Origin of the sequence: Rhodococcus aetherivorans, assembly GCF_025722975.1 — a bacterium.
GTDB classification, from domain to species: domain Bacteria; phylum Actinomycetota; class Actinomycetes; order Mycobacteriales; family Mycobacteriaceae; genus Rhodococcus; species Rhodococcus aetherivorans.
The window spans coordinates 4,244,739-4,265,590 of record NZ_CP106982.1; the positions used below are offsets into that span (position 1 = coordinate 4,244,739).

A 20,852-nucleotide genomic window follows, 5' to 3' on the forward strand; every position below is an offset into this window, starting at 1 on the left:
TCGGGTGTCGTGACATCGACGGTGAAGCTGCGGGAACTGGCCGAGCAATTCGGGATCGCCACCTCGTATGTGGGGTGGGACAAGCAGGACCACTACGCGAGCGACGACACGTTGCGCCGGGTCCTGGCCTCGCTGGGCGTGTCCGCGGGCACCGAGGCGGAGATCGACGCCGTCCTCGCGGATCTGCCGAACGAGCCGTGGCGGCGCATGCTGCCACCCGTCCTGGTGGTCGTGCAGGGCGAGGAGCGCACCTTCCCCGTGCACGTGCCCCACGGCACTGCGGTGCAGGTGCAGGTGCGCACCGAGGACGGCGACGTCGTCGACGTCGCGCAGCGCGACGTGTGGGTCGATCCGCGGGAGGTCGACGGCCGGCTCGTCGGCCGCGCGACGTTCGCCGTCCCGGACCTGCCGCTCGGGTGGCACACCCTGCACGCCCGCAGCGACGACACCGCGGCCGAGACCACCCTGGTGGTGACACCCGCGCGTCTCGGCACCGCCGACCGGCTCCTCGAGCGACGTCGCCGGGGCCTGGCCGCGCAGTTGTACTCGGTGCGGTCGAAGCGGTCGTGGGGCGTCGGCGACTTCGCGGACCTGGCGGACCTCGCCGCGATCACCGCCTCGGTGGACGGCGGTGACTTCGTGCTCGTCAATCCCGTCCACGCGGGCGAGCCGGAGCCGCCGCTCGAGCCGTCGCCGTACCTGCCGAGCTCGCGGCGGTTCGTCCACCCGATCTATCTGCGGGTGGAGAACATCCGCGAGGCGGCGTTCCTGCCGCGCAAGCACCGCAAGACGCTCGAGGCGTACGCCGGGAAGTTCGCCAAGTCGAACCGCAAGGACAAGCGCATCGACCGCGACGCCGCGTTCCGGGCCAAGATAGACGTGCTCGGGCACGTGTTCCGGGTGCCGCGCAGCCCGGCGCGGCAGGCGGAGTTCGACGCGTTCCGCGCCGCGGGCGGGGACGCGCTGACCGACTTCGCGTTGTGGTGCGCGCTCACCGAGAAGTTCGGCGACCGCAGCGCCCGCTGGGAGACCCTGGCGGCGACCCCCGACACGCCGTACGTCGCGCGGCAGCGCACCAAGCTGGCCGAGCGCATCGAGTTCCACTGCTGGTTGCAGTGGCTGTGCGACGAGCAGCTCGCCGAGGCGCAGTCCGCGGCGCGTGCCGCCGGCATGGACGTCGGCATCGTGCACGACCTCGCGGTGGGTGTCCGTCCCGACGGCGCCGACGCCTGGACGCTCGGCGACGCCCTGATCCGCGACATGACGGTCGGTGCGCCGCCGGACGACTTCAACCGGCAGGGTCAGGACTGGACCCAGCCGCCCTGGCATCCGGTCCGGCTCGCGGAGCTCGGCTACCGGCCCTACCGCGACGTGGTGCGCACCGCGCTGCGCCACGCCGGCGGCCTGCGGGTGGACCACATCCTGGGCCTGTTCCGCACCTGGTGGATTCCCGAGGGCTGCACGCCCGATCAGGGCACGTACGTCACGTACGACCACGAGGCCCTCATCGGGATCCTGGCGCTCGAGGCGCACCGGGCCGACGCCGTGCTGATCGGCGAGGACCTCGGCGTGTTCGAGAGCTGGGTGCAGGAGTACCTGTCCCGCCGCGGCATCGCCGGGACGTCGATCCTGTGGTTCGAGCGGGACGGCGACGACCCCCGGCCCCCGGAGAGCTACCGGGAGCTGTGCCTGACGTCGGTCACCACGCACGACCTGCCACCGACGGCGGGTTTACTTGCCGGAGAACACATCACGCTGCGGTCCGAGCTGGGTCTGCTCGAACGGGACCTGGAGACCGAGGCCGCCGACGCGGCCGCCGAACGCGACGCCGTGCTGGCGGTGCTGCGGGAGCGCGGACTGCTCGACGAGGTCGCCGACGAGCGGCGGACCGTCGAGGCACTGCACCGGTTCGTCGCGGCGAGCCCGTCGGCGCTGATCGGGGTGTCGCTGGCCGACGCGGTCGGTGAGCGGCGCAGCCAGAATCAGCCGGGCACGACCGACGAGTACCCCAACTGGCGGATCCCGCTGGCCGACGAGAAGGGCCGGACCGTGCTGCTCGACGATCTGCCCGGCAACGAGCGGTTCGCGGCACTGCTCGCCGCTGTGGCGCCGGCCACGGATCCCTCCGCAGCCGACCGGGTCTGAGCGTCTCGGCCGGCTGCCGGGTTCCGAACCCGGCAGCCGGCCGCGCGTCACTTCGCGTACATGCTCTCGATGTCGGCGGCGAAGCGCTCGGTCACGACGTTGCGCTTGATCTTCAGCGTCGGCGTCAGCTCACCGGTCTCCTCGGTGAGGTCCCGGTCGAGGATGACGAACTTCTTGATGGCCTCGGCGTGGGAGACCATCGAGTTGGCGTCGTCCACGATGGACTGCAGCGCGTCGTGCAGCGCCGGGTCGTGCCGCAGGTCGGCGATGGTGGCCGTCGGCGCCTTCCCGTTCTCGGCCTTCCAGTTGTCGAGCACCTCGGGGTCGACGGTGAGCAGCGCGGTGATGAAGCTGCGCCCGTCGCCGACGACCACGGCCTGCGAGACGAGCGTGTGCGAGCGCATCCGGTCCTCGAGCGGCCCGGGCGAGACGTTCTTGCCGCCGGCGGTGATGATGAGGTCCTTCTTGCGGCCGGTGATGCTCACGTAGCCGTCCTCGTCGATCTCGCCGAGATCGCCGGTGCGGAACCAGCCGTCGTGGAAGGCCTCGGCGGTGGCCTTCTCGTTGCGCCAGTAGCCCTGGAACACGACCCCGCCGCGCAGCTCGATCTCGCCGTCGTCGGCGATGCGGGTGCTGTTGCCGCCCATGGGCTGGCCGACGGTGCCGATCTTCTGGGCGCCGGGCACGTTCACGCTGTGCGCGGCGGTGCTCTCGGTCAGGCCGTAGCCCTCGTAGATCGGGACGCCGACGCCGCGGAAGAAGTGGCCGAGACGGGGACTCAGGGCGCCACCACCGGAGATCGCGAACCAGCACTCGCCGCCCATCGCCTGCCGCAGCTTGGCGTAGACGAGCTTGTCGGCCATGTTGCGCTTGGCCTTGAGCACGAACGACGGACCGCCGTGGTCGAGCGACTCGCTGTAGGCGATGGCGGTCTCCTCGGCGAACGCGAAGATCGCCGCGTTGAACCTGCCACCGGCCGCAGCCTTGCGCGCGGCGGCGTCGCGCACCTTCTCGAAGACGCGCGGCACGCCGAGGATGGTGTTCGGGGCGTAGCGCTCGAACTGGGCGGAGATCGTGCCGAAGTCCGACCAGTGCGCCTGCGCCGCACCGCCTTCGAAGACGGCCAGCGAGACGGCACGGGCCAGCACGTGCGCGAGCGGCAGGAAGGTCAGTACCCGGCTGCCCGGCTTGGCCACCTCACCGATCGAGGCGGTCAGGATGCCGCGGACCTCGCTGTAGAAGTTGCGGTGGGTCAGCATGCAGCCCTTGGGCCGGCCGGTGGTGCCCGAGGTGTACACCAGCGAGGCGAGGTCGTCGGCGCGGATGCCGTCGAGGCGGGCCTGCAGCTGGGCGTCGTCGACGACGGCGCCCTCGGCGATCAGCGTCTCCACGGCGCCGCGCTCGATCCGCAGCGTGCGGCGCAGGGTGTCCGGCATGTCGACGAACAGCGCCTCGTGGCGCGCGGTCTCGACGACGGCGACGACCGCCTCGGAGTCCTGCAGGATCCAGCGGATCTGCTCGGTGGACGAGGAGTCGTAGATCGGCACCGTGGCGGCGCCGGCGGCCCAGATGGCGTAGTCGAACAGCGCCCACTCGTAGCGGGTGGCCGACAGCAGGGCCACCCGGTCGCCGGGCTGCACGCCCGCCGCGACGAGGCCCTTGGCGACCCCCGAGACCTGCTCGGCGAATTGCCGTGCGGTGACGGCGACCCAGTCCTCTCCCTCCGGGCGGGAGTACATCACGCGGTGCGGAGTCTTCTCCGCGTGCGTGAAGACCGTGCGGACGACCGATTCGTCGTCGCCGACGGTGAACTGGGCGGGGGTGGTGTACTCACGCACGAGCGTCTCCCTCGTTGTGGTCGGGGCGGGCAGTGGACCGGTGTTCCACTCCCTGGCGGAAGCGGCGCAGCATGTCGACGAACCGATCGATGTCGTCCTGGCCCCAGCCGGTCAGCGCCGCGCGGATCTCGTCGTGACGTCCGGCGACGGTGCGGGCGAGGGTCTCGCGGCCCCGGTCGGTGAGCCGGAGCGGGTGGCCGAGCCGGGTGGGTCCGGCCTGCGCCTGGACCAGCCCGGCGTCGATGCAGCTGCGCAGCTGACGGGAGACGGTCGACCGATTCACGCTGAACGCATCCGAGATGTCGGTGGCTCGGCAGCCCGGGTTGCGGTCGATGAAGCCGAGCATCGAATGCTGCGCCAGCGAGAGCACGTCGTCGTGGGCGCGCTCCCCCGCTGTGAGATGGCGAATCAGGTACACGAACTCGTCGTATACCTCGGATACACCGGCCGCTGCGGACTGCGCCGCAACCTCCCGCTTGTGTTGCACGACGCAACTGTAAGCCCTGTGCCGCTCGACACCCCAATCGCCTCTCCCCGCGGCACCGCACAGACGCGCCGAGACGCACGGCGTCGATCGCGAATTTCCCCGAACCGCAGGCCCGGCCTGCCCGTTTCCGGTACAGATGATGCGACAGGACCAGGCCCCCGGCGAAGGAGTTCCCCGTGGCCGCACCCGATCGTTCGACGGCCGAACCCGATCCCGCGACGGCCGTGCGCGGCCGGCGACGGACCGCCGTGCTCGTCGGCCTGCTCGCGGCGGCGCACGCACTGCTGACGCCCGCGACCTCCGCGGCCCAGGAACCCGTCGGCTCGTGCGCGTGGCAGTTCCGGTCCGACTCGACCGTGCTGGACATCGCGTTCCCCGACGTCGATGCCACCTACTGGGTGCTGCCGTACGCGCTGGCCCCGGGCGACAGCATCGAACTGCACGGCACCTATCCGGCGGCCCGGTACTTCTCGCTCAACACCTACGGAACGAACTTCGACACGGTCGACACCCTGCGCGACGCACAGATCGCACCCGATCCGGGCAGCGGGAACCCGTTCGCGGACGCGGCCGCCGAGGGGCTGCCCGCCTCGGCCCGGCGCTGGAGCGCCACCGTCGTCACCGGTCCGGCCGACCACGCCCGCAACGAGATCGGCGCGCTGCCCACCGGCGGGTCGCCCACCGCACCGGCCGGATTCCTCATCGTCCGGGTCTATGTGCCCGACGACCCGGCCTCCCCGACCGGCGGGGTCCCGCTACCGGACGTGACGCTGCACCAGGGTGGGCGCGCCGTGCCGGTGCCCACGTGCAGCTCCGACTTCGACCCCGCCGACTACGGCAGCGGACCGGTCGAGCGCGCCGCCGAGGCGGCCGTCGACCGCATCGTCGAGGGCGCGGCGTCCGGCGCCTTCCCCGGCAACAACCCCGAGGCGACCTTCGTCAGCCCGGCCACCACGTCCGGGTTGTTCCCGAACGGCGACAACAAGTACATCGGCTCCGTGCTGACGTACCAGCCGGGCCGGATCCTCGTCGTGCGCGGCAAGGCCCCCACGTTCCCCGACACCCGCGCCGGCGAACCCGTCACCACGCCCGGCCGCCAGGTGCGGTACTGGTCGATGTGCCAGAACGACCAGGTCACCCCGTACCCGGTCGTCGCGTGCGCGGCCGACTTCGAGACGGCGACCGACGCGGAGGGCTGGTTCACCTACGTCGTCGCGGCGCCCCAGGACGTGCCCGCCCGCGCCACGGCCGATCCGACGGTGACGGTGCTGCCGTGGGGCTCGACCGAGGTCCCCAAGAAGACTCTGCTCTACCGGAACATGCTGCCGGCCGACGCGTTCTACCCGCAGTCGGTGCAGGCCGCACAGGGCGGCGATCCGGCCGCGACGATGGGTCCCTACTACCCGCGGGCCGCGTACTGCGACACCGCCACCTTCGAGGCCGGCGGCTACGCCGCCTGCCTGCCCTGACCTCGCGGAGCCGGACCACGGGACCCGCCCGGCGGCGATACGTCCGATTCCGAGACGCCACGCCCCGCCGGCAATAACCTGTGTGACACCCGCCACACGGCGGCACCTGTTCCCCCAGGAGGCTCACGCATGTCCGTCCCCGCCCCGTCCGTCATCCTCGACCGCGTCGCGCACTGGGCGCAGACCAAACCGGACGAGGTCGCGGTGCAGTACCTCGACCGCACCCACACCTGGGCGCAGTGGCACGAGCGACTGCTCCACCTCGCCGGCGCCCTCGCCGCCGACGGCGTCGGACCCGGCGACACCGTCGCATTCGTCGACAAGAACAACCTCGCGTGCCTCGAGGTCACCTTCGCCACCTCCGCGCTCGGCGCGGCGAACGCCATCCCGAACTTCCGGCTCGCCGGCGACGAGCTCGACTACGTGATCAACGACTCGCGCGCCCGGATCCTGTTCGTGGGAGCGGAATTCGCGCAGGAGATCGAGTCGCTGCGACCCCGGCTGTCCACGGTGCAGAAGATCGTCGTCGTGGGCGGGGAGAACGACGAGTTCGAGCCGTGGCTCGCGGCGGCCGCGCCGGCGACCCTGCCCGACGTCGCGCCCGAGACCACCGCGCTGCTGCTCTACAGTTCCGGCACCACCGGCCGGCCCAAGGGTGTGCAGCTGACGCACCGCAACCTGTTCGCGCACTCCGAGGACGTGCTCGCGGTGCTTCCGTTCACGGAGGGTGACTGCCTGCTGGTGGCGATGCCGCTGTTCCATGTGGGCGGCACCTGTTACGCGATCATGGGTATCCACGACGGCCGCCGGTGCGTGTTCACCCGGGAGGCCGACGCGCCGTCGCTGTTCACGGGTCTCGCGGCCGGCGCGAACATCGCCTTCCTGGTGCCCCCGGTAATAGCGGCCGTCCTCGGCGCGGGAGCGCACGCGATCGGGGCGTTCTCCCGGCTCAAGCGCATCACCTACGGCGCCGCGCCGATGCCGCTGCCGCTGCTGCGCGGCGCGCTCGCCGCGTGGCCGGACACCGAATTCGTCCAGGTGTACGGCATGACCGAGCTCGCCGGCGTGATCACGGCGCTGCTGCCGGAGGTGCACCGCGATCCGGCGCAGGAGGCGCGGATGGCGTCGGCCGGCACCCCCATTCCCGGCGTGGAGATGCGCATCGTCGATCCGGCCACGCTCGAGGACGCGGCCCCGGGCGCGATCGGCGAACTGTGGTGGCGCTCGGCGCAGACCACCCCCGGCTACTGGAACCGGCCCGACGCCACGACCGAGACGATCACGGCCGACGGGTGGCTGCGCAGCGGCGACATGGGCCGGGTCGACGACGGCGGCTTCGTGTTCATCGAGGACCGGCTCAAGGACATGATCATCACCGGCGGTGAGAACGTGTACTGCCCGGAGGTCGAGCGGGTCCTCGTCGAGCATCCGGCCGTCGCCGAGGTCGCGGTCATCGGCGTCCCGGACGAGAAGTGGGGCGAGACGGTCAAGGCGGTGGTGGTGCTCGCCCCGGACCAGAAGGCGGACGAGCAGGAACTCATCGACTACACCCGTCGGCACCTGGCGAAGTTCAAGTGCCCCGCGACCATCGACATCGTCGACATGCTGCCGCGCAACCCCACCGGGAAGATCCTCAAGCGCTCCCTGCGGGCCCCCTACTGGGCCGGACACGAACGGACCATCTGAGCGGTGCGGCCTTTGGGCTGCTGCAGCAGCCCATAGGACGCACCGGCCGCGGAGCGGCCCGGCTCAGCGCACCCGGCGCAGCAGGGCGGCCAGGGCCTGGCCGCCGCCGATGCACATGGTGACGATGCCGAGTTCGAGGTCGCGGCGCACGAGGTCCTTGGCCACCCGCAGGGTCAGGATGCCGCCGGTCGCGCCGACCGCGTGGCCGAGGGCGATCGCCCCGCCGTACGGGTTGGTCTTGGCCGGGTCGAGCTTGGCGTCGCGGATCACGGCGACGGCCTGCGAGGCGAACGCCTCGTTCAGCTCGACGGTGTCGATGTCGGCCGGGGTGGTGCCGGTCTGCTCGAACAGCTTCTGCAGGGCGAGGACCGGCGCGTAGCCCATCAGCTCCGGCTCGAGCGCGGCGGTGGCGACGGACTCGATCACCGCGAGCCCACCCAGGTCCCGTTCCTGCGCGACGGACTCGCGGGCGAGGACGACGACGCCGGCGCCGTCGTTGATGCCCGAGGCGTTGCCGGCGGTGACCGTGCCGTCCTTCTGAAATGCCGGGCGCAGCTTCGCGAGGGTCTCGACGGTGGTGTCGGGCTTGGGGTGCTCGTCGGTGGTGACGACGGTGGGCTTGCGGCCGCCGATCTCGACGGGGGTGATCTCCTCGGCGAACGCGGCGCGGGCGGCGTCGGTGGCCGCGCGGCGCTGGGATTCGACGGCGAACTCGTCCTGCGCCTCGCGGCTGATGCCGTACTCGCGGGCGACGTTCTCGGCGGTGACGCCCATGTGGATGCCGTGGAACGGGTCGGTGAGCATGCCGACGGTGCCGTCGACGAGGGTGCGGTCGCCCAGCTTGTAGCCGGAGCGGGCGCCGAAGTCGTAGAACGGCATGCGGGACATGTTCTCGTCGCCGCCGGCCAGGGCCAGATCCACCCCGCCCCAGCGCATCTGCATCGCCGCCGACCAGATCGCCTGCAGGCCCGAGCCGCACAGCCGGTTGACGGTGTACGCCGGCACCGAGACCGGCAGCCCGGCCGCCAGCGCGACCCGACGAGCGTTGTAGGCATCCGGGCCGACCTGCCCGATGCAGCCCATGACGACCTCGTCGATGTCCTCGGCCGCCACGCCGGCGCGCTGCAGGGCCGCCTTCGCGGCGGTCGCGCCGAGTTCGTGGGCCGGTACGTCCTTGAACGCGCCGCCGAAGCTGCCGACCGGGGTACGCGCACCGTCGACGATGACGATCCGTTCCGGAGTGCTCATCTCACGTCCCATCTCTCGCAGGAACGGCACCGAGTGCCATCTCTTGCCCACGACGATACCGGAGCAGTGAGCCGCAACACAGTCGGGTGGCACTGCGGCGCAAGACGGGCAGCCGTCAGGCCGGGTCGCTCAGGTCGCCCCGGTCCACGCGCTCGGCCGCCGCGGCCGACCCGAGCTCCGCCCGGGCCTGCGGATTTCTCGCGTAGAAGTCGAGCATCCGATACAGCAGCACCGGGTCGCCGTCGAACTTGCGGGAGTCGACCTCGATCACCGGTTCGCGGGGCAACCGGTCCAGGCGGAACAGCCGGCTGGTCCGTCGTCGCGCCCAGGCGGCGGCCGGCGTGCCCAGCACCCAGATCTCGGGGAATCCGTGATGGACGGCGTGCACCCCGGCCACCGAGACCCACGGCAGGTACGACTCGATGGTCCAGCCGCGTTGCCGGATCCCGTCCGGGGTCAGCAGCAGCGCCCCTCGGCGGATCCCCCCGCGCAGCACCTCCGCGACGAACGCCGCGCAGGGCAGCCCGAAGGCGGCGAGCAGCACACTCACCCACGGAACGCCGTCGTCGAACAGGACTATCTCGACGGCCGCGCCGAGCGAGAGCAACGCCGCGCTCGTCGTCATCGCCCCCATCAGATGGAAGACGGCGCCGGAAGCGCGGATCTCGGTGGCCCCGCGGCCCCGCGACTCCACGAACCGGATCTCGGGGTCGCCGCGGCGCGGACGCCAGTACACGTATCCGAAGAGCGCCGTGAGGGCCATCAGGCCGGACAGGATGAGGAAGAACCGGGTCACCGCCCAGGCTCCCGCCTGCCCGGCATCCCAGGCCCGCCAGAGCGAGACGAGGATCACGACGCCGGCGAGGGCGATCGCGGCGGCGACCCGGGCGCTGAACTTCGGGGGCGGCCATTCCTCCGGGCGGATCAGCGGCACGGCGTCGGACTCGTCTTCATCGGTGCCGTGCACAAAACACCCGTCCCACTGAGTTCCCCTTCCGGAAGCGCCGGGGATCCCACCGCCCCGACCGGTTGCCGGTAGGTGGGGAACGCTACCGCAGGGCCTGCGGATTGTGGTTCACGACACGCGCCGGGGCGGGCGTCCACGGCGGAGAAGGGACCTTCGACCCTACGTCCGAGGGGCCCGACGAGGCGGATACCCGACGGTGTGACCATTGCCACAAATGCCACGGGACGGACATAAAGCCCAGTTCAAAAGGTGTTCAACTCGTGTTGGCCGGCCGCCGGACGCGGGACACGAAAATCTTGTCTACGGATGAGTAACACTGGCGCCGACGGGAACGACACAATCATCGACGATCCAGACGAGACCGGAGGAATCTGCATGACTGTCCAGCTTGATTCGCCTGGCTTCGAGTCCGCCCGCGAGGTGGTTTCGGCCCAGGAAGACCTCGGTCGACTGTTCGACGAGATCGGGACGCTCGATGCGCAGATCCTCGAGGCGATCGAGCGCCGCAGCGAGCTGTCGCGCCGGGCGGGCATCGCTGCGAAGGAGTCCGGGACCGCGCGGCAGGCCCAGAACCACGAGATGCGGGTCCTCGACCGTTTCGCCGAGCTCGGCGCCGACGGCAAGACCCTGGCGATGACGCTGCTCCGCCTCGGACGCACCCGCCTGTCCTCCTAGACCCGACGACTTCGCGCGGCCCCCGCACCGGATCGGTGCGGGGGCCGCGTCGTCGTTGCCACCCGAAGAGCCGTGGCCGCCCGAACGCAGGTACGGCGGTCAGCGCCTCGCGTGCAGGAGGCCGTCCCGCACCCAGGCCGGCTGCGGCGTCTCCAGCTCGAACTCGGCGAACGCGCGGCCGGCGACGGCGGCGATGCCCGCCGGCGGCAGCTCCTCGAACTCACCGAGCACGAGGGCGATCTGCTCGACCGGCGGCAACGTCGAGAACAGGACGGCGTCGTCGCCGCAGCCTTCCGCACGCCGATGCGCGGGCGTCTCGGCGTGCAACAGGTACACGAACCACGACACGGCGTACGCGCACAGTTCGGGACCGATCGGGCCCCGCCACGTCGCGACCGCACGCGCCAGCGCCCGGTCGAAGACCGGGGCCGCGCGCTCGGAACCGACGGACAGCAGCCGCGCGCAGGCCGCGAGGTCCGGGAGCTGGCCTTCCATGACCTCACGCAGGCCACGCGGGGGAATGTCCAGTTTGCCCGCGGACCCGCCACTCGGGTCCGGCGGCATGATGTACATCGTCCGCTCCTTCCGCGCTTTCCCTGTCGGGGAAACCGATGCCGTTTTCCCGTCTATCGTTCTGCGGCACCCGAACGTGACGTACCCCATACGGTCACCGCAGGAGTGCCTTGACCTCCAGGAACTCTTCGAGACCGAAGACGCCGGCTTCGCGCCCGACGCCGGAGTGCTTGTAACCGCCGAACGGTGCGTCGGTGTTGAAGGCGGCCCCGTTGATGGAGACCTGCCCGGTGCGCAGCTGTCGCGCGACCCGCTCGGCCCGGGCGCGATCGGCAGACCAGACCCCGCCGGAGAGCCCGTAGTCGCTGTCGTTGGCGATGCGCACGGCGTCGTCCTCGTCGCGGTATCCGATGATCGACAGGACCGGACCGAAGATCTCCTCGCGCGCGATCATCATGTCCTCGGTCACGTTCGCGAACACGGTCGGCCCGACGAAATAGCCGGTGCCGAGGCCGGTTTCGCGGCCGTCGAGGACCAGTTCGGCGCCCTCCTCGATGCCCTGGTCGATGTAGGACCGCACGCGCTTGAACTGGTTGGCGTTGACCAGGGGGCCGAGCCGGGTGGTGGCCGCGGCGGGATCGCCGACGGTGTAGGCCCGCGCGACCTGCTCGGCGAGGGCGGCCACCTCGTTCATGCGCTCGGCGGGGACGAGCATGCGGGTCAGTGCCGAACAGGTCTGCCCGGAGTTCAGGAAGCACTGGGCCACGCCGTCGGTGACGGCCCGGGTCAGGTCGGCGTCGTCGAGGATGACGTTGGCGGACTTGCCGCCGAGTTCGAGAGCCACCTTCTTCACCGTCTCCGCGGCGACGACGGCGACGCGCTTGCCGGCGCGGGTGGAGCCGGTAAACGAGACCATGTCCACGCCGGGATGCGCCGCGATGGCCTCCCCCACCACCGGCCCGTACCCGCTGACGAGGTTGAACACGCCGGGCGGCAGGCCCGCCTCGTCGCAGATGTCGACGAGCGCGTAGGTGATCAGGGGCGCCACCTCGGTCGGCTTGAGCACGACGGTGCAGCCACCCGCGAGGGCGGCGAACACCTTCAGGACCACCTGGTGCAGCGGGTAGTTCCACGGCGTGATGGCGCCGACGACACCGATGGGCTCGCGCACGATGAGGGCGTTGCCCACCTCGCCGGCGTCGAAGTCGTAGGTCGCGGCGAGTTCGGCGTAGCGGGTGATGTTCTTCAGCGGCATGCCGATCTGGACCGGCTTGGCCAGCGTCACCGGCATGCCCATGTCGCGGGAGACCAGCGCGGCGAGATCGTCGATGCGCTCGGCCATGAGGGCCGCGACCTTGCCGAGGTGGGCACCGCGTTCGGCGCCGGTGAGCGCCGACCACGCCGGGAACGCCGCCCGCGCCGCGCGTACGGCCCGGTCCACGTCCTGTGCCGTGCCTTCGGCGACGACGGCGATGACGTCCTCGGTGGCCGGGGCGATCACGTCGATCCGGCCGGTGCCGTCGGAGTCCACCCATTCGCCGCCGATGTAGATCTTCGTGCGGTCGAGCACGTTGTTCATATCGTTCCTTCTCCGCCGAGTGATGTGCTTCACACGCAGCGTACGACGCGTCCCCGACGGGCCGCGGGAAGCGGGTCCGGCCCCGTCGCGGCGCGTCAGGGCCGGGTCTCCAGGGCGCGCTGGAGCGTCGGCCACGCCTTGGGCAGCTGGTCGCGCCAGTAGCCCCAGGCGTGCACGCCGACGGGTTCGTAGGTGACGGTGACGGGGATCTTCAGGGCGCCGAGGCGTTCCTCGAGCCGCTGGGTGCACATCCGCGAGCCGGCCTCGAGGATGCCGCCGGCGACGAGGGTGCGCGCCAGGTCCGGGGTCTCGGGCGTCTCGTGGGGACCGGGCACGCCCGTCGCGGCGGACAGGTAGAGCTCCTTGCCGGCGAGGTTCTCGGCGTGCGCGACGGTGTCGTGCTCGGCCCACTCCCGGGTGCCGGGCGGACCCCACATGTTCACGACGTCGCCGCCCTGCGACGAGGTGCTGGTCTGCACGACGGCGCTGCCGAGCAGGTCGCCCGTCGAGTAGCAGCCGCTGAAGGCGGCGACGCCCCGGTAGAGCTCGGGGTGCCGGTGGGCGAGCATCATGGCCGCCTGCCCACCCATCGAGTTCCCGGCGATCGCGTTGACCCCGTTGCTGTTCAGCCGCGCGGCGAGCAGCGGCGGAAGCTCCTCGGTGAGGAAGGTTTCCCACTTGTTCAGGCCAAGCTTGGGGTCGGACTGCTGCCAGTCGCTGTAGAGGCTGCCGCGGCCGCCGTTGGGCATGACGACGTTGACGTTCTTGTCGGCGAAGAAGGCGGGCGCGCCGCCGATGTTCATCCAGCCGCTGGTGTGGTTGCGGGCGCTGACCCCGTCGAGCAGGTACAGGGTGGGGCGCGGGGCCGAGTTGTCGGCGGGCAGCAGGACCTCGACGCCCACGTCGCGGCGCAGGGCGGGGCTCGCGACGGTCAGCCGCACGGCGCGTTCGGAGATCGGGGTCTCCCCCACGATGGCCGGTGTCGCGATGTCCCGCAGCTCCGGCAGGGGTCCGGGGTCCTCCTGGAAGGCCGCCGGCACGGACGAGCCGGAATTCGATCCGGTGCCGGGTGCCGCGACGGCGACCCCCGCCCCCAGCACGGAGACGGCGGCGAGTGCCGTCCCGGCCGTGAACAGGCGGACGAGTGCCGGGCGCTGAACATCAACCACGAGGGCCTCCCTAAACCTCAAGTTCAGGTTGAGAGTAACTCGAGCATCGCCCCCGCGGCGCCTTTTCGGACCGCCGCCGATCCCGAAAGACGCCACGGCGGCGGAACCGCCTCCTACACTTGGCACAGGCCACGGGAGGAGTCGCCGATGCCCGACCGCTCTGCCGCACGCACCGAACGGGCGCCCGCCGTCGAGCGCCCCGCACAGCTCCGCAACGTCGTCCTCGTCGGTTGCAGCGGGGTCGGCAAGACCACCCTCGCCGAATCCCTGGCCCTGGCCGCCGGCGCCGTGGGCCGCGCCGGACGCACCGCCGACGGCACCACCGTCTCCGACTACGAGGCGATCGAGCAGCAGCACCGCCGCTCGGTGCAACTGGCCGTGCTGCCGCTCGAGTGGAACGGCGTGAAGATCAACATCATCGACACCCCCGGGCATCCGGACTTCGACGCCGAGGTCCGCGCGGGACTGCACGCCGCCGACGCGGCCGTATTCGTCGTCTCCGCAACAGATCCCATCTCCGCCGCCACGCGCACCCTGTGGCGCGAATGCGCCGAGACCGCGATCCCGCGCGCCATCGTCGTCTCCAAGCTCGACGTCGCCCGCACGGACTTCGACGAGATGCTCACCGCCTGTCACGACGCCTTCGACCTCGGGCCGGACACCCTGCGCCCCGTGTACGTGCCGGTCTTCGACTGCGGCCGCCCGTGCGGCTCGATCGATCTGCTCACCGGCCGCGGCTACGGCCATCCCGCCGCCGTGCCGGACACCGGCGCCGCGCGCGAGAGCCTCGTCGAGGCGATCTCCGGCCAGGACGACACGCTCATGGAGCGCTACCTCGCCGGCGAGGCCCTCGACACCGAGTCCCTCGACGAGGGGCTGCGGCACGAGATCGTCGACTGTGCACTGCATCCCGCGCTCGCCACCACCGACTACGGGGTCGGCGCCGCCGAACTGCTCGATCTCGTCGCGATGGCCTTCCCCGACCCCACCCACCGTCGTCCGCCCGCCCCCGCCGCCGATCCCGCGGGGCCGTTGACGGCGCAGGTGATCCGTGTCGCCGGGGATGCGTACGTCGGGCGCATCAGCCTGGTGCGGGTGTTCTCCGGAACGCTGCGCCCCGACACGACGATCCGGCTGGCCGGGTCCGCCGGCGACGACACCACCGAGCGCGTCGCGACCCTCACCAGCCCGTTCGGCCGGCAACAGCGACCGGTGCCCGAGGCCGTCGCCGGCGATCTGGTGTGCATCGCCAAGCTCGTCACCGCCCAGCCCGGCGACACCCTCTCCGAAGCGGGGGCATCGACCCTGCTGGACCGCTGGCCGCTGCCCGAGCCGCTGCTGCCCGTGGCCGTCGAGGCCCACAGCCGCAGCGACGACGACAAGCTCTCGCAGGCCCTCTCCCGGCTGACCGCCGAGGACCCCGCCCTGCGTCTCGAGCAGAACCCCGACACCCACCAACTGGTGCTGTGGTGCACGGGCGAGGCCCACGCCGAGGTCGTCCTCGACCGGCTGCGCACCCGCCACGGCGTGAACGTCGACGCCGTCCCGTACCGGGTGGCGCTGCGCGAGACGTTCGCGGCCCCCGCCAAGGGCCACGGCCGCCTCGTCAAACAGTCCGGCGGCCACGGCCAGTACGCGGTGTGCGACGTCGAGGTCGAACCGCTGCCCATCGGCGGCGGCATCGAATTCGCCGAACGCGTCGTCGGCGGCGCCGTGCCCAGGCAGTTCTTCCCGTCCGTCGAGAAGGGCGTGCGTGCGCAGGCCGCCAAGGGTGTGGCCACCGGAAACCCGCTCATCGACGTCCGCGTCACCCTCGTCGACGGCAAGGCACACTCGGTGGACTCCTCCGACGCCGCGTTCCAGACCGCGGCCGGGCTGGCGCTGCGCGACGCCGCCACCCACACCGAGGTCAAGCTGCTCGAACCCGTCGCCGCGGTGCGGGTGATCCTGCCCGAGGAGTACCTCGGCGCCGTCCTCGGCGACCTGTCCGCCCGGCGCGGCCGGGTCCTCGGCACCGAGAGCGCCGAGCCGGGCAGGACCCTGCTGCGCGCGGAGGTCCCCGAGCTCGAACTCGCCCGCTACCCGGTCGATCTGCGGTCGCTCACCCAGGGCACCGCCGAGTTCGCCCGGATGCACCTGCGCTACGAGGCGATGCCCGCCGCGGTGGCGGCGCAGTTCACCGGCGGCCAGGAGACGGCCACGTCGAACGGCAAGTCCCGCAGCGGAAGCCGGTAACGCGTCCGGCGACGGATCCTCATTCCCGCAGCAGCAGCGACGCCAGTTCCGCCGGGCGGGCGAGGGCGGGCAGGTGCCCGCTGTCGATCACCTCGGGCTCCACGCCCAGCCGCTCGCGAGCGAGGCGCTCGATCAGCGGCAACGGGAACAACCGATCGTGACGGCCCGCGATCACCCGCACCGGCACGTCCGGCCACCGCGGCGCCCGCCACGCCGGCTCGAACGCCGCCTCCGACATGCCCGGCTGCTCGTGCGCGAAGGCCTCGTCGACCACGTCGGCGGGCACGTCGTGGAAGAACAGCCCGCGCGGATCCAGCGGCGCGTCCGGATCGCGCCCCTCGGCGACGTCCTGCGCGCGCTTCGCCTCGGCCTGCCCCACCGCCGACCACCACTGCCCCGGCGACTCGCCCGGCGCCGGAATCATCGGGGCCACCAGGATCAGCCCGTCGACGGGCATCCGCTCGGCGGCGATCGCCGCGGTGAACGCGGACATCGACTGCGCGACCAAGGTCGGCGGCCGCGCGACGTCCCGGCCGGCCGCCACCACGACGTCCGCGTACGCGTACTGGTCGGCGCCGGGATCGGTGTACGGCAGGTCGACCGGGACGACCTCGTGCCCACGCTCGCGCAGCAGCGGCACCACCCGGTGCCAGTACCACGAGTCCGAGCCGGCCCCCGGCAGCAGGACGAAGGCACGGGTCATGTCATGGCATCGGGCATCGGCGGCTCCCGGTCGGTGACGACACGGCCCGGTCAGTCCGGCGCCTCGTCGCCCGTCACGATCGGCTTCTGCTCCTCGCGGTCCGAGACGCTGCCCTCGACGCCCTCCTCCTCGCGCTCGGACTCGACCCGCTTCTCCATGTCGTCCACCAGGTTCTCCAGGTCTTCCCGGGTGACCGGGGCGGGGCGGTCGGTGGCCTCCACGGGCTCTTCGCGCTCATCGCGCTCATCCGGACTTCCCACGGTGTGACGTCCTTTCGATGTCGGCCGGCATCCGCCGGTTCGGCCCTCTCGCAGTACCCGGTCTCCCGCACCCCGAAACGGCGCGGGCGGTCGCCGGGCGCAGATCACATCGTCGGAAAGGACTCCGAGGGGCGCTCCCCCTCGTCGTACACCGTCTCGGGCGAGCCGATGATCAGCGGATCCGGGGTGCGGACCACGCGCGGATCCTTGCCGGTGTAGTCGAAGCGGTGCAGCACCCACTTCATGGCCTCGATCCGCGAGCGCTTCTTGTCGTTCGCCTTGACGATGGTCCACGGCGCGTGCGGGGTGTCGGTGTAGAACAGCATCGCCTCCTTCGCCTCCGTGTACGCGTCCCACTTGTCGAGGCTCGCGAGGTCCGTCGGCGAGAGTTTCCACTGCTTGACCGGATCGGTGCTGCGCGCGACGAACCGCGCGTGCTGCTCCTCGCGGCCCACCGAGAACCAGAACTTGACCAGATGGATCCCCGACTGCACCAGCATCCGCTCGAATTCCGGTGCGGAGCGGGTGAATTCGCGATACTCGTTCGGGGTGCAGTAGCCCATCACCCGTTCGACGCCGGCCCGGTTGTACCAGGACCGGTCCATCAGCACGATCTCCCCACCCGCCGGCAGGTGCTCGACGTAGCGCTGGAAATACCACTGCGTGCGTTCACGCTCGGTGGGCTTCTCGAGCGCCATCACCCGCGCGCCGCGGGGATTGAGGTGCTCGGTGAACCGCTTGATCGCCCCACCCTTGCCGGCCGCGTCGCGGCCCTCGAAGATGATGACGATCTTCTCGTCGTACTCCTTGACCCAGGCCTGCAGCTTGAGCAGTTCGATCTGCAGCCGGCGTTTGCGGGCCTCGTACTGCCGCCGCGTCATCTTCGTGTCGTACGGATACCCGTGCCGCCACGGTTCGTCGACGTCGGCGACCAGGTTCTCGCGGCCCGACTTGCGCAGCAGCTCGCCGATTTCGTCGATCTCCGGGGTGACGTCGACCTGGCCGTCCGACGCGAGTTCGAACGGCTCGCCGTTCTCGTTCAACTCGTCCACTCCGTGAGATTACCGCCGGCACCCGCACCCCGCGGTTCGATCGGGTGTGCGACCCGCTGCACATTCGCCCGTTCCCGGCCCCACCCTGTAGGCTTCGGGTATCGATGGGCATCTCGCGTCGAGCCTCCCGCTCGATGGGCCCCGATTGGAACATCTTTCCGGCTGATTCGCGGCCGACCAAGGAGCGTCCTGTGACGCACACACCGCCTCCACATCCCGGCACCCGCCGGGATGCGCCGGCACGGGCGGGAACGCAGCCGTTCCCCGAGCCCACACGCACCCCGCGGCTGCTGCTGCGACCTGCCGGGGCGCCCACGTCGTCCGTCGACGGCGCATGGTTTCCCTGGACCTCGAACATCACCTCGGAGCTGCACGACCTGATCTCGGCACTCGCCCCGCGGCTCGGGTCCGTCGCACGGATCGCGTTCGAATGGAATGCGGTCAGCTCCGCTCAGCGACGCATCGACGACGTCGACGACATCGAGATCACCGGTCCGATTCCCGGACAGCCGGCGAACCTGATGTATCTGTTCGGCGAGAACGACACGCGGATCGCGCTGACGCTCGTCGATCCCCACACCGATCCGGACCGCGCCTACGAGATCATGCGAACAGTCGCCGATGCGCCCGGCGACCACTGACCCTTCCCTCCCCGATCGCTCCACAGAACAGGACACCATGCAGCACCACGAGTACCCGATCTTCCTTCAGCCCGGCACGCCCGCCGAGCCGGACACCACCGCCGACCTCGAGGCGGACACCCGGCGTCACGGACCGTACGACTACTCCGGCCTCTTCTCCGCACCGAACTGAGCGCCCGCCGCCGCTTTCATGATCGAACTGCACGCGCTGCGCCGGTGCAGGGTTCACACTGAGGTCCGATGATGTTGTCATCCTGCCGACCCTGGGAGCTGCGATGCGCCGTCTTTCGATCCTCGCCGTGAGCGCATTCGTGGTGGTGGCCGCGGCCTGCGGCTCCGACACCGGCACCGAGGACTCCGCGACGACGACCACCCGCGCGCCCGACGCGGCCCAGGCCGAGAAGTTCCAGACCGCGCTCGACGACGTGCGCAACGACTTCAAGTTCCCCGGCGTCGTCGCGCGGGTGATCACCGCCGACTACGAGTGGACCGGCAGTTCCGGGACCGCAGGCCAGGACTCCACCGAGCCCCCGACCGCCTCCGACCACACCCGCATCGGCAGCATCACCAAGACGTTCACCGTCACCGCGGTGCTCCAGCTGATGCAGGACGGCAAGCTGTCGCTCGACGACCCCATCGGCAAGTACGTGCCCGGCCTGCCCAACGGCGACACCGCCACCCTGCGCCAGCTCGCCGACATGACCAGCGGCATCCCCAGCTACACCTTCGACGAGAACTTCCAGAACCAGCTCTTCGGCGACCCGACCAAGCCCTGGACTCCCGAGCAGCTGCTCGACATCGTGCGTGGAGCGCCGCCGAACTTCCCGCCCGGGGAGAAGTGGGAGTACTCGAACTCGAACCTCATCGCCCTCGGCCTGGTCGTCGAGCAGGTCAGCGGGCAGAGCCTGGGCGACTACATCACCGGGAAGATCATCGAGCCGCTCGGGATGCGGGAGACCTCCTTCCCCGACACCGCCGAGATCCCCTCCCCCCACCTCGAAGGCATCACCGAGCAGGGCCAGCCGGAGGGACAGACCACCGACCCCACCAACTGGGATCCCTCGTGGGCATGGGCCGCCGGGGCGATGATCTCCACCCTCGACGACCTGCAGATCTGGGCGAAGGCCATCGGCACCGGCGAGGGGCTCTACGACCAGCAGACCCAGGACGTGCGCATGTCGTCGTTCCTGTACGGGCTGCCACCGAACACCGCGACCGCGGCGTACGGGCTCGGGCTCGGCGACGCCGACGGCTGGCTCAGCCACACCGGCGAGCTGCCCGGCTTCAACACCTACTTCGGCTACGACAAGAACACCCAGGACATCATCCTCGTGGCCGTCAACAGCGACATCCCCAATGCCCAGAACCAGAACCCCGCCCCCGCCGTGGTGCAGAAACTGCAGGCCGCGCTCGCCGGATCCTGACCGGGACGAGGCCGTGGCGGCCCTCACGTCGGCCGGATCCGGCGTGATCCGCCGTTATCGTGGGTGGGGTGACTGCACCACTCCTCGCCGCCATACCGGCCGACGCCGCCGTCCCGACCGAGGGCCTCGCCGGCTGGGCGCTGTCCCTCATGGACCGGCTCGGCGGCGTCGGAGCGGGGATCGCGATCGCGCTGGAGAACTTCTTCCCGCCGCTGCCCAGCGAGGTCATCCTGCCGCTGGCCGGGTTCGCCGCGAGCCTGGGCAGCTTCACCCTCTTCGGGGCGCTGTTCTGGACCACTCTCGGCTCGCTCGCCGGCGCCCTCGGCCTCTACGCGGCCGGGCGCGGCGTCGGACCGGACCGCATCCGCCGGATCGTCGACAGGCTCCCCCTCGTCGACGTCGCGGACCTCGACCGCACCACCGCATGGTTCGAGCGGCACGGCAGCAAGGCCGTGTTCTTCGGCCGGATGGTCCCGCTGTTCCGCAGCCTCATCTCCATCCCCGCCGGCGTCACCCGCATGCCCGCGTGGCGATTCGTGCTGTTCACCACCGCCGGCAGCCTCGTCTGGAACACGATCTTCGTCCTCGCCGGCTACGGGCTGGGAGCGAACTGGGCGCGGGTCGAGCCGTACGCGTCGGTGTTCCAGAACATCGTGATCGCCGCCATCGTCCTGTTCCTCGGCTACGCCATCGTCAAGCGTGTCCGGAAACGTCGCGCGCAGAGCGGTGCGAGCTGACCACGACACTGCGCCCGGGCGGGA

The 20,852-nt window shown here is 71.2% G+C and carries 19 protein-coding genes; 9 read left to right on the forward strand and 10 right to left on the reverse strand.

Features of this window, described 5'->3' with window-relative positions:
* Positions 1-9: 9 nt before the first annotated feature.
* Positions 10-2,145 (forward strand): 4-alpha-glucanotransferase, encoded by a 2,136-nt coding sequence (gene malQ / locus OCS65_RS19225; RefSeq protein WP_043797250.1) that lies wholly within the window; start codon positions 10-12, stop codon positions 2,143-2,145.
* 47 nt (positions 2,146-2,192) lie between these two features.
* Here the strand turns inward: malQ and OCS65_RS19230 are convergent, their stop codons facing one another.
* Positions 2,193-3,983, reverse strand: a complete 1,791-nt coding sequence (locus OCS65_RS19230; protein ID WP_043797252.1) for an AMP-dependent synthetase/ligase — start codon at positions 3,981-3,983, stop codon at positions 2,193-2,195.
* Positions 3,976-4,470: a MarR family winged helix-turn-helix transcriptional regulator gene (locus OCS65_RS19235; protein ID WP_006939453.1), complete on the reverse strand. Its 495-nt coding sequence runs from the start codon at positions 4,468-4,470 to the stop codon at positions 3,976-3,978. The genes OCS65_RS19230 and OCS65_RS19235 overlap by 8 nt, the downstream gene beginning before the upstream one ends.
* Positions 4,471-4,694: 224 nt before the next feature.
* Here OCS65_RS19235 and OCS65_RS19240 point away from each other — a divergent pair, with 224 nt between their 5' ends.
* Positions 4,695-5,939, forward strand: coding sequence for a hypothetical protein (locus OCS65_RS19240; protein WP_029542836.1), 1,245 nt, complete (start codon positions 4,695-4,697; stop codon positions 5,937-5,939).
* 129 nt (positions 5,940-6,068) lie between these two features.
* Positions 6,069-7,625, forward strand: coding sequence for a long-chain-fatty-acid--CoA ligase (locus OCS65_RS19245; RefSeq protein WP_043797256.1), 1,557 nt, complete (start codon positions 6,069-6,071; stop codon positions 7,623-7,625).
* A 63-nt stretch (positions 7,626-7,688) separates the two neighbouring features.
* Here OCS65_RS19245 and OCS65_RS19250 read toward each other — a convergent pair whose 3' ends face one another.
* Both OCS65_RS19250 and OCS65_RS19255 read right to left on the reverse strand, forming a co-directional pair.
* Positions 7,689-8,873, reverse strand: a complete 1,185-nt coding sequence (locus tag OCS65_RS19250; RefSeq protein ID WP_043797306.1) for a thiolase family protein — start codon at positions 8,871-8,873, stop codon at positions 7,689-7,691.
* A gap of 115 nt (positions 8,874-8,988) precedes the next feature.
* Complete coding sequence (locus OCS65_RS19255) at positions 8,989-9,840, reverse strand: hypothetical protein (protein ID WP_235194009.1); 852 nt, start codon at positions 9,838-9,840, stop codon at positions 8,989-8,991.
* A 375-nt stretch (positions 9,841-10,215) separates the two neighbouring features.
* On the opposite strand from OCS65_RS19255, the gene OCS65_RS19260 reads away from it, so the two are divergent.
* A complete protein-coding gene (locus OCS65_RS19260; RefSeq protein WP_006939464.1) occupies positions 10,216-10,515 on the forward strand; it encodes a chorismate mutase in 300 nt (99 codons plus the stop codon).
* Positions 10,516-10,614: 99 nt separating this feature from the next.
* Here OCS65_RS19260 and OCS65_RS19265 read toward each other — a convergent pair whose 3' ends face one another.
* The 3 genes from OCS65_RS19265 to OCS65_RS19275 form a co-directional block, all read right to left on the reverse strand.
* Entirely contained in the window at positions 10,615-11,088 is a 474-nt protein-coding gene (locus OCS65_RS19265; RefSeq protein WP_231771729.1) for a hypothetical protein, read from the reverse strand.
* Between the two features lie 94 nt (positions 11,089-11,182).
* A complete protein-coding gene (locus tag OCS65_RS19270; RefSeq protein ID WP_231771730.1) occupies positions 11,183-12,607 on the reverse strand; it encodes an aldehyde dehydrogenase family protein in 1,425 nt (474 codons plus the stop codon).
* 95 nt (positions 12,608-12,702) lie between these two features.
* Positions 12,703-13,776, reverse strand: a complete 1,074-nt coding sequence (locus tag OCS65_RS19275) for an alpha/beta hydrolase (RefSeq protein WP_231771731.1) — start codon at positions 13,774-13,776, stop codon at positions 12,703-12,705.
* 147 nt (positions 13,777-13,923) lie between these two features.
* On the opposite strand from OCS65_RS19275, the gene OCS65_RS19280 reads away from it, so the two are divergent.
* Complete coding sequence (locus OCS65_RS19280; RefSeq protein ID WP_203329333.1) at positions 13,924-16,011, forward strand: elongation factor G-like protein EF-G2; 2,088 nt, start codon at positions 13,924-13,926, stop codon at positions 16,009-16,011.
* Between the two features lie 19 nt (positions 16,012-16,030).
* Here OCS65_RS19280 and OCS65_RS19285 read toward each other — a convergent pair whose 3' ends face one another.
* From OCS65_RS19285 to ppk2, 3 genes are all read right to left on the reverse strand, one after another.
* On the reverse strand, positions 16,031-16,714 hold the full coding sequence (locus tag OCS65_RS19285; protein ID WP_231771732.1) for an alpha/beta fold hydrolase: 684 nt from the start codon (positions 16,712-16,714) through the stop codon (positions 16,031-16,033).
* 50 nt (positions 16,715-16,764) lie between these two features.
* On the reverse strand, positions 16,765-16,974 hold the full coding sequence (locus OCS65_RS19290; RefSeq protein WP_044476108.1) for a hypothetical protein: 210 nt from the start codon (positions 16,972-16,974) through the stop codon (positions 16,765-16,767).
* A gap of 104 nt (positions 16,975-17,078) precedes the next feature.
* Positions 17,079-18,026 carry a polyphosphate kinase 2 gene (ppk2, locus tag OCS65_RS19295; RefSeq protein WP_006939479.1) on the reverse strand — a complete coding sequence of 316 codons (948 nt, stop codon included), beginning with the start codon at positions 18,024-18,026 and terminating at the stop codon, positions 17,079-17,081.
* A 191-nt stretch (positions 18,027-18,217) separates the two neighbouring features.
* On the opposite strand from ppk2, the gene OCS65_RS19300 reads away from it, so the two are divergent.
* The 4 genes from OCS65_RS19300 to OCS65_RS19315 all read left to right on the forward strand — a co-directional run bounded on the left by OCS65_RS19300 (position 18,218) and on the right by OCS65_RS19315 (position 20,828).
* Positions 18,218-18,667 carry a DUF5994 family protein gene (locus tag OCS65_RS19300; RefSeq protein WP_006939480.1) on the forward strand — a complete coding sequence of 150 codons (450 nt, stop codon included), beginning with the start codon at positions 18,218-18,220 and terminating at the stop codon, positions 18,665-18,667.
* A 37-nt stretch (positions 18,668-18,704) separates the two neighbouring features.
* Entirely contained in the window at positions 18,705-18,839 is a 135-nt protein-coding gene (locus tag OCS65_RS19305) for a hypothetical protein (RefSeq protein WP_263507416.1), read from the forward strand.
* A 103-nt stretch (positions 18,840-18,942) separates the two neighbouring features.
* The gene (locus OCS65_RS19310; RefSeq protein ID WP_065922738.1) at positions 18,943-20,091 is read left to right on the forward strand and encodes a serine hydrolase domain-containing protein; all 1,149 of its coding nucleotides are present in this window, start codon (positions 18,943-18,945) and stop codon (positions 20,089-20,091) included.
* A 56-nt stretch (positions 20,092-20,147) separates the two neighbouring features.
* On the forward strand, positions 20,148-20,828 hold the full coding sequence (locus tag OCS65_RS19315) for a DedA family protein (RefSeq protein WP_231772924.1): 681 nt from the start codon (positions 20,148-20,150) through the stop codon (positions 20,826-20,828).
* The last annotated feature ends 24 nt before the right edge of the window (positions 20,829-20,852 follow it).